Consider the following 11,858-nt stretch of genomic DNA (forward strand, 5'->3'; position numbering starts at 1 on the left):
TCAGCGGAGAAAGCCCTGGCCACAGTTCGGCCAGCTCTTTCTCCGGGCGTTCTCCGGGACGTTACTGTTTCCAGTCCCGCAACGTCCCTTCCAACACCACCTCAGCGGAGAAAGCCCTGGCCACAGTTCGGCCAGCTCTTTCTCCGGGCGTTCTCCACTTAGTCCTCTAGGAAACGGCCACACAGCCCTTCCGCATGGTATCCTCAATCTCCTCCATGGTCCTGGGCGTGATTGACGACAGGTTCTCGCACCCGTCTTCCGTCACCAGGCAATTGTCCTCCAGCCGGAAACCGATGCCCCACTCCTCATGGTAGATCCCGATGTCCACACAGAACACCATGCCCGGCGCGATGAACTGCGGCCGCTCCACCACATCGTGCACGTCATACCCCACATGATGGGAGCCGCCGTGCCACATATAAGTCCCGATTTCCTCCACGTCCTTCAGCACGCCCGCATCCTTCAGCAGACCCGCATTATACCGCCTGGCCTCCCTGTCCACGTCCTCCATGGCCATGCCCGGCTTAATCATGCCGAACATATGGTTGGACGTATTCAGCGCGCACTCATACAAAAGCCTCTGCCTCTCATTATACTTCCCGTTGCAGGGCCAGCCCCTGGACACATCCGTCATCAGATTGTCGTACCAGGCCCCCACATCGTTCAAAATCATATCCCCGTCCTGGGCCTGCCCCTTATAAGCATAATAATGAATGCAGAAATTATTCCTTCCCGCGGAAATGATGGAAGGGAACGCCGGCCCCTGAGGCCCATGCTGCCCCAGCGCATAATCGAACACAGCCTTGTACTGATACTCGTACATCCCCGGCCGGGAAGCCTTCATCATAGCCACGATTCCGTCCCGGGTAATCTTCTCCGCCTCCCGGATGGCCTCTATCTCACAGGGCTGCTTGATCGTGCGCAGCCTCCTCAGGATAGCCCCCGCGTCCTCGATCCGCAGGAACGGATAATCCACCGCCGCCCGCCTGCACAGCTTGTGGGCCGGCGTCTCCCTGTCGATCGGCTGCGCCCGGTAAGTATCCAGATACAGCTGCCCATAATTTCCCAGAGAAGCCAGCTTATGGAAATCCGCCTCAAAACTCTCCACAAACGCCACATCCCCGATACCCGACAGCTCCGCCGCCCGGTCCGGCTTAATCCGCTCCCCCGTCCAGCGCTCCTTCATCAGATCCGGCGGCAGGATATAGATTCTCTCCCCCGTATTCCCCTCCGAATCCTTCCAGGCCAACAGCACGAACTCCTTACTGTCCAGCCCTGTCAGATACAGAAAATTCCTGTCCGTATAGAACGGATACTGCTCGTCATTGGCCTTACAGACCTCCGTCCCCGAAAACATCACCCACAGCGAATTCGGCTTCATCTCCCGATACGCCCTCTCCCTGTTCCCCTTGTGAAATTCCTTATCCATTCCCTCATTCCCTCGCTTCCGTACATTATCCCACATCTAATTATGCACTTTTCATCCCACTTGTCAAACACATCATTCCGAACAAAAATCCCCGCCCTGCCCCAAACACCCTCCCCTCTCCAACCTGCCGCAAAACAGGAGACCAAGGCCGGGCGGGCTCGCGACAGCACCGAGAGGTGCCCTTAGTGCAGATGAAGTCCACTGCTTACACAGACTAAGCCGCAGTACTTTCGCGCCCTAATCGAAGTCAGCAGTTAGTTCATCGGAGCATTACCCCTGCCGAGCATAGCCCTACCCTCTCCAACCTGCCGCAAAACAGGAGGCCGGGGCCGGGCGGGCTTTGCGACAGCACCAAGGGGTGCCCTTAGTGCAGATGAAATCCACTGCTTACGCAGACTAAGGCGCGGTTTTTTCGCGCCCTAGTCGAAGTTAGCAGTTAGTTCATCGGAACGTTACCCCTGCCGAGCAAAGCCCGCCCGGCCCCGGCCTCCGTCCCTCCGCCGCAAACCCTAAACCCGCTCCAGCAGGAACCTTATCTCCCCCTCCGGCACAGGCAGCTCACACCACTCCCCGTCCCGCAAGATCACATCCGTCCCCGCCAGCCGGTAATCCCCAAAACCTTCCATCAAAACCCGCGCCCTCAGCGCCTCCCTCTTCCAAGGCCCGGACACCGCCTTCAGCTCAATCCGCTCAAAGCCCTCGCCCAGCAAAACACCGTCCTCCAGGCTCCATTCCCCATAATCGCACTCCGCATGGATACGCCCCTCTGTCCCGATATAATGGAACCGCCGCCCCACGCCATCCCGGCATGTGACCCGCAGCCCCTCCCGAGCTTCCTCCAGGGACCCTCCGTAGCACACCCTGCCGAAGACCGGATCCTCCGCCACCACCGTGGCAGCCCCTCTCAGCCCTCCGCAGAACCCCAGATCGATCTCACAGGAATAATACCACGCCCCGCCGTGATGGGGCTGGTTCAGCCAAGTCTCCCCGCCGTAGAGCGGTTCAAACCCCCCGCTGGCGCAGCCGTCCTTCTCCTTCCCCGGGAACCAGTAGCCATACCCGCTCTCCTCGTCCCCGCAGTTCAACAGCGCCCAGCTCCCCAGCAGGGACCCATAGGCCAGCCGCAGCATCCCGAATGGCTCCTGCGCGTAATAACACGCATAATCCAACAGGGAATCCCCGCCCATCTGGGTCATATAGCTCAGCGTATAGTGCAGATTGTCCCCCCGGTAATCGCTGCCGTACCAGAAATACGCAGGCTCCAGCAGACCCCTGCAGGCCACATTGCAGGCCGTCTGGTTCTCCATGAACTCCACAGCCCTGCCATAGTCCATATCCTCACCGTAGGGAAGCTTCCTGCAGCGCATCTCCGCCGTCTCCAGCGCCCTGGCAGCCAGCACATGGGTGCTCTCGAAGCCCGTGGTGTCGAAGGGATACTCGGAGCCGAACACATCCTTGCACTCCTTCACGAAATACCCCATCTTCCGGTTCCAGTGCCCCTCCAGCACCTGGGCCTCCAGCTCCATCTTCTCCCGCTTCAGGGCCTCTATGATCTCCGGGATAGCCAGCTCATTGTAGAATCCTGTCTCATAGGCCGACCAGCCCTCCAGCTCCGCCGGAACCGTGAACAGGGCCCTGGCAGTGCCGTAAGCCCGCTGCAGATACTCTTTTGCAGACAACCTCGTAGTGACATTCTCCGCAAAAGCCGCCACCTGGTACATATTGTAATACATCAGCGCGATGTGGGGATAGTCGTACACCCGCCACAGATGGGTCCGCCCTCTGTTCCCCGGATCCTCGGACTCCCGCAGCACATGCCAGTCCGGGATGCCGTAGATTCCGTAGGGGAAAGGCTCATCCGTCCTCTGCTGCAGCCCGCCCCAGACGAAATGCTGGATATAGTCGTCCAGCGCGTCCACCTGGGCCTGATCCGGGCACACGGTCTGGGCCGAGGAGAGGAATGCTGGCTTGGAGAGCCCCGGATCGTCACAAGTCACCTCGTAAATCCGCCAGCCGCCGATTTTATCGTAATTGTCAGGGCTAAGGACCGCCCCCGTCTCATTGTTGTACTCGGCCAGCAGCCCGTTGTACCATTTCTCTTCGTCCCTGATCTGCTTGCCCGCGATGAAAGACGCCCGCTTCCCAAGCATGGTCCGCACGTCCTGCGTGACGAAATAATATACATTCATATACTTTCCGCCGTAATTCACCCTGACCGTGCGCTCGCCCAACTGCCGGAAAGCGATTCGGAAGATGTGGTATGCCCCATTTGTCCCCAGGGCCTCCACTTCCGCATCCTCCGCCTCCACCCGGAGCCCTTCCTCCGCCGAGACCGTCCAGACCGCTTCCGCTCCAGAGCTCCTTCCCTCCGCCGAGACCGTCCAGGCCGCTTCCGCTCCAGAGCTCCTTCCCTCCGCTGAGGCCATCCGGGCCGCTTCCACGCCCTCTCCGGCCGTCAGGCGTCCCGCCGCTTCCGGATTGCCTCCGTCAGCCTGCATCGCATCCGCGCCGGCCCTCCTGCCAGCTTCCGGATTCCACCGCAGAGCCAGCAGCACCGGCTGCTCCCTGGGAACCGTATACCCCGGGATGCTCTCCGCCATCACCTGCCCCTGCTCCACCAGGCGGCTCCGGCAGTCCTCATAATCCCCGGCGAACAGCATCCTCCCCTGGTAGCGATAGCACTCGCCGGGCTCCAGCTGGACGCTCACCGGCGCGATCCGCAGCTTCGCGCCCTCCTCCGCCCTCTTCGCGCCGATTCCGCCGCTTAAGCTGTAGAGGATCACCACGCCCTTGCCGTCCGTCCCGTCCCGTCCGGGAATGGGTTCCAGAATCTCCTCCTCATAGTGCACCCACTGGCTGTCCCCCCAGGGCAGCACCGCCAGAAGGCTTCCCTTGCCGTCACAGCGGTACAGCGTGGAATGGGAGCCATGGCCGGAGATGAAATGATGCCCTATCACCTCCCGCCCCGTGTCGCCGCCCCAGGTGAACTTGGTATGGCAGGCCAGCCGCAGGCCGAAGTCCAGGAGCCGCACCGGTTCGGAACACACGTTCTCCACCAGAATCTCCTGCTCCAGCACCTCACCCAGGCGGAAGCGGACCGTGACCTTCAGCTCCTCCCCCTGAATGCCGCCCTCATACCTTACGGAGCGTCCCCGCGCCACAGGCGCGCTGTCGGCAAAGCCCTGGTCCCCCAGAGGCTGCCACTGCTTCCTCTCCCCGCCCTTCTCCCAGGTCAGATAGAGGTTCCCGTACCCTTTTTCCTCATTGAGATAGGGGATGTTGTCACCATCCCCCATCATAGACACCGAACGGATCGTACCGTCCTGAATCTGCGCCTTGAACCGGCTGTTGCAGAAATAATACTTCTCACCCATGATTGCTTCCTGTTATCCTTTCACTGCTCCTATCGTGATGCCGCCCACAAAGTATTTCTGGAAGAACGGATAGATACAGACGATCGGTATCGTCACCACCATGGTGGTGGCGGCCCGCACGGAAGATGTGGTCAGGTTCCGCATGGCCTCGAACTGCTTCTGCTCGCTCAGGAGCTTGGAGGCCTGCTCGCTCTCCATCAGGATCTTCCGCAGGTACACCTGCAGCGTATCCCAGTTTCCGCCGGAGTTGTAGATCATGACATCGAACCAGGAATTCCAGTGGCCCACCGCAGTCATGATGGCCGTCGCCGCCATCACCGGCGTGCACAGGGGCAATATCACCCGGAAATAGATCGTCAGCTCATTGGCGCCGTCCAGCCTGGCGCTCTCCGCCAGGGAATCAGGCAGCCCCTGGATGAAGGAAGCCATCAGCATCATGAAGTACGCGCTGAACAGGGCCGGCAGCCAGTACACCGTGAAGGTGTCCAGCAGACCTAAATTGGAGTACAGCAGGAACGTGGGGATCAGACCGCCGCCGAAGTACATGGTGATGATGAACACCAGGCGCACGAAGCGCTTGCCCACGAAATGCTGGATGGTGGTGATATAGCCCAAAAGCCCTGTGCACATGATGGTCAGGGTGGTGCCCACCACGGCACGCAGCACGGAGATCACCGCACCCTTGGCTATGTTGGTCCTGGTAAAGATATAGGAATAGTTCTCTACGGTGAAGGCCCTGGGCAGGAAGGCCAGGCCGCCCTTCACTGTGTCCGATCCTTCGTTGAAGGAGATCACGAGCTGGTTCCAGAAAGGGTAAATCATGACGAACGCGAACACCAGCATGAAACACACATTGAACACATCGAATATCTTGGATCCTAAACTAGTCTTGATTTTTGTGCCTTTTCTCTTCACTCTGATCACCCCCGTCTTAGAATAGTCTCATATCGGTGACTTTCGCCGAAATCTTATTGGAAATCAGCACCAGGATAAAGCCGAAGATCGACTTCATCAGGCCGATGGAGGTCGCGAAGGAATACCTCCCCAGCTGCATGCCGTAACGGTACACGTATGTATCGATGTTCTCGTACACTTCCTGGGTCAGCGGATTACCGATCAGCAGCTGCTGTTCGAATCCGGCGTTCAGGATGCCGCCGATGCCCATGATGAACAGCATGATCACCGTAGGCGCGATGCCGGGCAGCGTGATGTGCCAGGCCTTGCCGAACCGCCCCAGGCCGTCCACGGATCCGGCCTCATACAGAGTGCCGTCCACGCCTGCGATGGCTGAAATGTAGATGATGGCGGACCAGCCCACATCCTTCCAGATATTGGAGGTGGTCAGGATTCCCCAGAAATAATTCTTCTCGTTCAGGAAAGCGATCGGCTTGTCGATCACTCCCATGTTCAGCAGCAGCTCATTGATGTTGCCGTCCGTCCCGAGCAGCGTGAACAGGATGCTGGCCACCACCACCCAGGAGATGAAGTAAGGCAGATAGGAGATCGTCTGTACCACCTTTTTGAACAGCGTGTGATGGATTTCATTCAACAGCAGCGCGAAGACGATGGGCGCCACGAACCCTATGGTCATGGACAGACCGCTGATCACCAGCGTGTTGCGGAACACCCGCCCCATGTCCGGGAGCTGGAAGAAATCGATCCAGTACTTGAGGCCCACGAACTTACAGTCCACCAGGCTCTGCCCCGGCGTGTAGTCGAAGAAGGCTATGACATTTCCCAGCATGGGAATGTAGCAGAATATGATGGCCCACAGGATGGCAACCGCGCTGATGGCCCACATCTGTCTCTGTGTCCGGAAGGATCTGATCAGTTCCTTCCTCTTTTTGGCTCTTTGTTCTTTACTTTTCATCTACCCCTCCTGAATCCTTATTCCCGTGAAGCGCAATGGGGGGTTGCCGAAGCCGCCCCCCATTGACATTTCCAACGTCCGCAGGCCCCGCCGCAAAGCATCGCCTGCAGACAAGCCTTACTATGTATTAGCCGTTGTACTTCTCCGCGTTGCTGTCGTGCTGGGACTTCACGTACTCCGTGATCTCCTCCAGGCCCAACTGGTTACAGGTCTCTCTGTACTCATAGAAGATGCTCTCGCAGGCCTCCTCGGACTCCGCAGTGACCATGTTGGCCCATGCCTCCTCCAGCTTGGACTTCACGTTCTCGTTCTTGGTGGTGATGTCCTGGGTAGCGTCCCAGGTCACTGCGAACAGGGAAGTGTCCTGCATGGGAGCGGTGTAGAAGCCCCAGCTGAGCTTCACGCCCTCATTGGAGAACTCGCCCGTGTCCGGATTCACCGGCCAGTAGTCGTAGATGGATACATGGGACACTCTGGGATCGATCAGGTCAAAGTTCTGCAGCTCATTGGTGTAGAGCCAGTTGCCGTTGAGGGCGATGGAGTAGATGCCCGCGCCGTTCTTCTCCTTCAGGTCGTGGTAGGAACCGATCTCCTCTTTCCTGTCCACGTCCAGGATGACATCCTTCATGAGCCATGTGCCGGCCTTGATGTCCACACAGTCCTCGACCCACTCGCCGTCCACCCAGTTGCCTACCTTAGTGTCTTCCTTGGCGATATCCCACACATTGTCCGCAGAGGGAGCGCCCCAGCCGATGACGAAGTTGCCCAGCTCGCTGTTCTCCCAGTTCAGATATCTCATGACCATGCCCAGATCCTTACACTTGTCGGTGACGATGCATCGGTAGCTTCCCAGGAACCTGGAGGTCAGCAGGGTGGTGTCCTCCATGGAAAGGCCCTCCGCATGGACGGAGACATTGGCGATCCTCTTCTCCAGCTCCCAGTTCTCAGCATCCTGCGTAGCCCAGTACTGGTGCCCCCCCGTCCATCCGTACCACCATGCGTCGCAGTTTCCTACGATGGTGCCGTTGTGGATGTCGGTCATCAGCTTCTCGTAATCGGTGCTCAGGAAGGAAGGATCGATGATCTCCTCTCTGTACAGCTTGTTCATGAACTTGGCGATTTCCAGGCCCTCGTCCGTATTCAGCCAGTGGGTCATCTCGCCGCTGGCCTCGTCATACTTGTAGCCGCCGATGAAGCCGTAAGCGCCCAGCATGCCGTTCAGAAGGTTCTGTCCCTTCTTGTCGGTGGCGGACAGGCCGTAAGTCTTGTTGCCATTGTCGTCCGTGGGATGGTTGGCCAGGACTTTCTTCAGCACCTCATAATACTCCTCCGGGGTCTCGTAAATCTTGTCCTCTCCCAGCTCCTTCCAGTAGTCGTAGCGGATGCCGAAGTCGCTTCCGGCCACGTTCACGTTGTCGCCGTAGAGGGTGGCCAGCTTGTAGACCTTGCCGTCGCTGCTCTTCATCATGTTCATGTACTTGCCGTAGCGGCGGGTGATGTTGTCGCCGTACTTTTCCAGGGCCTCGGTCAGGTCAAGGGCCTTACCCTGAGCGATGAACTTCTCCGCCATGTCATCGGTCATGTTGGTGATGATGGCGGGATAGTCTCCGCTGGTGAGCCACAGCTGCAGCTGCTGGTCCATCTCCATGTTGCTGTACTGGAAGTTGATCTGGACGTTCATGTTGTCCAGCAGCCATTTATCCATGACCGCTTTGCCGCCCTTCTCGTCGGCCTCCAGCTCCTGCTGGTCTCCCATGCCGGCATATACATCCAGCACCAGGGTCTCCTCAGGCACTACCCAGCCCCACTCATTGGGCTCTCCCTTCAGGTCGGCAGATGACAGATCCTGCTCCTTGCCGCCCCCTCCCGAACCCTTGCCGCAGCCTGTCAGCATGGAAAACGCCATGGCGCCAGTCAGAAGCATTGCTAAGACTTTCTTCTTCATTATCCTTTCCCTCCTTAATTTCATGCGGATATCTCCGCGGTTTTATCAACAGTCTTGACAGACTTGCCAATCTATACTGTACTAGTCCTCATACACGAAAGTCTCCCGCTCTACGATCCGGCAGGGCAGCTCCTCCCTGTGGCGGCATGCCTGCCCTCCCGCCAAGGCGATCAGCTTCTCCGCCGCCCGCTGCCCGATTTCCGCCAAGGGGATGCTGACGGACGTCAGCGCCGGCTCCACGAAACCGCACAGCTCTATATCATCGAATCCGATGAGGACGACTTCCTCCCCGATGGAAACGCCCAGCTCCTTCAACACCTTCATGGCACCCACCGCCATCCAGTCGTTCATGCAGAACAGCGCGTCCGGCCGCTCCTCCAGCGCCATCAGCTTCCGGCAGGCCAGCTCCCCGGAACAGTCGCTCCAGTCGCCGTACACGATCAGCTCCGGATCCAGGACAGCCCCCGCATCCATCAGCGCCGTCTGATACCCCATCAGGCGCTTGTAGGCGGGAACCGATTCCACCGGGCCGCTGATCAGCCCTATCCGCCTGCGGCCCTGCCGCAGCATGGCTTCCACCGCCCGGGTGGCCACCCGCTGATTGTCATTGTTGACCATATAATCCCCGGGGTTCTTGGTATAGCTGTAAGCGTATACCAGAGGGATATCCGTCCGGAGCAGCCCCGTGATGTCCCGGTCATGCATCCCCACATAGATGATGCCGCAGGCTCCTACCATCCGGAAGATTTCCACCTTGTCCCTGATTTCATCGCGGTAGTCCATGACCAGGCTGTAGTCCTGCCTGCCGTCCCGCCAAATCCTGCTGTTCAGGTTCAGGTCGCCCAGGAGAATCTGGTAGTTCTCCCTGTCCGCCGTCTGGTTGATGCCCTGGACGATGTTGTTGACCTGGAAAGTGGCAATGTCCTCCGAAATGATGCCTATGATGTTGCTCCTGCTGGACCGCAGCGCCCTGGCCGCGATGTTGGGCTGGTATCCCAGCTCCCTGGCTGCCATGCGCACCTTCTTCGCCACACCCTCGCTGACCTTGTTCTCCTTATTGTTCATCACATAGGAGACCGTTGCCGTGGAAACGCCCGCCCGCTCCGCCACATCCTTCAACGTAGCCATACCGTCACCTCTCTTTCCGCGCCCTGTCCCGACAGCCCGGAAGCCTTATCCCGGCTCCGCGCCCCGCTGTCAGCAGGCAGGGGCATGTCAGAGGGATTTAATCGTTTAACTCTATCCCATCTATTTCATCCATTGTTCTGTTCTCCTCCGATAACAGATTGGAACATGGCTGTACCAAATTTGCCAAGCATCTTTTCTAAACATGGCTGTTTCACCAACCTTTTGGCTTCTATCCCTTGTAAAACATTATAGCGCCTCCCTTGTCCCCCTGTCAATTCCGCATTTTCCACAAGTTAATCGTTTAAATTTTGTGCAAATTTTACATTGATTTTATAATTTTCATATTTATATAATAATTTTATATTGGGGGCCTGCAGGCCCCCGGAAACCCGCGCCCCGGCGCGGAAGCTTCCAGGCTACGGCAGGACTGCCGCTATAGCCCTTCGCCGGAGGGAGGGGAACTCCCGCCGCAGAAAGGAGAATCTATGTCCACTACCACGAAATCCACCAACCATCCGTCGGCCCCCCTTCTGGCCCGCTATGATTTCACCGGCGTCAGCAGCACCATCGCCCCCGACCAGACAGGGAACGGCTTCGCCGGCGTCATCAGGGGCTGCGACAGAGGCGGCGCCTTTATGGAGGAGGACGCCGTCTTCGGCCATACGCTCCCCGTGCTCAGGCTCACCGGAACCGGGCAGGGCGGGTATCTGCAGCTGCCGGACGGCGTGCTGAACGGTGCCGAGGGCGTCACCGTCAGCTTCTACTGCAGGATAGACAGCGTCACGGAATACGCCAATCTCTTCTCCTTCGGCACGGACAACTGCTTCTATCTCTCCGTCCTGCCCGGGGAAGAGGAGGAGGCCAGGGCCTTCCTCTCCCCCTGCGCCACGGCCGGCGGCAGGAGTCAGGAGGCCTGCCTACAGGAGTGGGTCCCGGTTCCCCTGGGGCGCTGGTTCCACATGGCAGCGTCCTTCGGCAATGGCCTGCCCGCCCCCATAGAGCTCTACATCGACGGCGAAAAGCGGGCGGAGCTCGTCCACCGGCGCATGGAGGCAAGGGCCCTGGAGGGCGCGGCGGAGAATGATTTCGGCTTCGGCGCCTTCGCCCTGGCCCCTCTGGCCGCGTCCTTCACGGACATCCGGATATTCGGCGGCGTATTGGATAAGGAGGAGATGGCTTCCCTGTTCCGCATCGAGCCCGGGGAAAGGCTGCGCCTGGAAGCCCGGAACCTGGAAGCCCTCTTTGAGGAGCCTCTGGAAACGCCGCCCCTCCTGCCCGGAACCGGACAGCTGGGGGCGGAAATCGCCTGGAAGAGCCTGACGCCGGAGATCGTCTCGGATGAGGGCCTGTTCCAGCGCCCCGCCCCGGGGAGCCCTGCCCTGGAGGGGGCGCTGCGGGCCGTCCTGACCTTCCAGGGCCAGAGCGCGTCCCGGGACTTCTCCTTCCGGATCCCTCCCCTTCCGGAGGACGCGGAAACCGCGGAGACTGACGCCGCCCGGGTGAAGCTGCCTTTCCCGGGACATGTGGTGTCGGATTTAGATCTGCCGGAGAAGGGTGAAGGCGGTTCTGTCTTCCGCTGGGAGAGCAGCCGCCCAGAGCTCATGGACCATCAGGGACATCTGCTCCACAGGCCGGAGGGAGACGCCGCCGCCCTGACCCTGACCCTCACCGCGACCTACAAAACCGCCCGGACCTCCCGGGAATTCCGGGTGCGGCTGCTGCCCGACGCCTGCCGGAGCCTCCCCCGAATGGAGTACATCCCCGCGGCTCCCCTGCCCCAGGCTGCCTCCCCGGGGGAGAGCAGCGCCTGGGGGACTCCTGTCCCCACCCTCCAGGCTGCCCCCGCGGCCAGGGACCGCGTCCGGCTGGGACAGGAGAGCGTCTTCCATGAGAACCAGGAGCGCTGCCTGGCCTATCTGCGCCTGCTGGACGCGGACAGGATGCTCTACAATTTCCGCAGGGCCTTCGGCGTCTCCACGAAAGACGCCATGCCCCTGGGCGGCTGGGAGGAGCCCTCGGGGCTTCTCAGGGGCCATTCCACCGGGCATTTCCTGTCGGCCCTGGCCCACGCCTTCGCCTCCACGGGGGAGCAGGGCTTCCGGGAGAAGGCGG

At 59.8% G+C, this 11,858-nt stretch carries 7 protein-coding genes; 1 reads left to right on the top strand and 6 read right to left on the bottom strand.

From position 1 onward, the window contains the following. Positions 1–166: 166 nt before the first annotated feature. From Q2B33_RS02670 to Q2B33_RS02695, 6 genes are all read right to left on the bottom strand, one after another. Positions 167–1,429: an aminopeptidase P N-terminal domain-containing protein gene (locus Q2B33_RS02670; RefSeq protein WP_300792220.1), complete on the bottom strand. Its 1,263-nt coding sequence runs from the start codon at positions 1,427–1,429 to the stop codon at positions 167–169. A 509-nt stretch (positions 1,430–1,938) separates the two neighbouring features. Beyond that, positions 1,939–4,803: a DUF5695 domain-containing protein gene (locus Q2B33_RS02675; RefSeq protein ID WP_300783603.1), complete on the bottom strand. Its 2,865-nt coding sequence runs from the start codon at positions 4,801–4,803 to the stop codon at positions 1,939–1,941. A gap of 12 nt (positions 4,804–4,815) precedes the next feature. After that, on the bottom strand, positions 4,816–5,718 hold the full coding sequence (locus Q2B33_RS02680; RefSeq protein ID WP_296473905.1) for a carbohydrate ABC transporter permease: 903 nt from the start codon (positions 5,716–5,718) through the stop codon (positions 4,816–4,818). Positions 5,719–5,734: 16 nt separating this feature from the next. Further along, the gene (locus Q2B33_RS02685) at positions 5,735–6,673 is read right to left on the bottom strand and encodes a sugar ABC transporter permease (protein ID WP_300769574.1); all 939 of its coding nucleotides are present in this window, start codon (positions 6,671–6,673) and stop codon (positions 5,735–5,737) included. 127 nt (positions 6,674–6,800) lie between these two features. Then, complete coding sequence (locus tag Q2B33_RS02690; RefSeq protein WP_300783604.1) at positions 6,801–8,618, bottom strand: hypothetical protein; 1,818 nt, start codon at positions 8,616–8,618, stop codon at positions 6,801–6,803. Positions 8,619–8,699: 81 nt separating this feature from the next. Beyond that, positions 8,700–9,746 carry a LacI family DNA-binding transcriptional regulator gene (locus Q2B33_RS02695; protein WP_300563939.1) on the bottom strand — a complete coding sequence of 349 codons (1,047 nt, stop codon included), beginning with the start codon at positions 9,744–9,746 and terminating at the stop codon, positions 8,700–8,702. Between the two features lie 485 nt (positions 9,747–10,231). Here Q2B33_RS02695 and Q2B33_RS02700 point away from each other — a divergent pair. Beyond that, positions 10,232–11,858, top strand: a 1,627-nt coding sequence (locus Q2B33_RS02700) for an immunoglobulin-like domain-containing protein (protein WP_300913849.1), incomplete at its 3' end; no start/stop codon positions are given.

Origin of the sequence: uncultured Acetatifactor sp. (genome assembly GCF_948601915.1) — a bacterium.
Taxonomy (GTDB): Bacteria; Bacillota; Clostridia; order Lachnospirales; family Lachnospiraceae; genus Acetatifactor.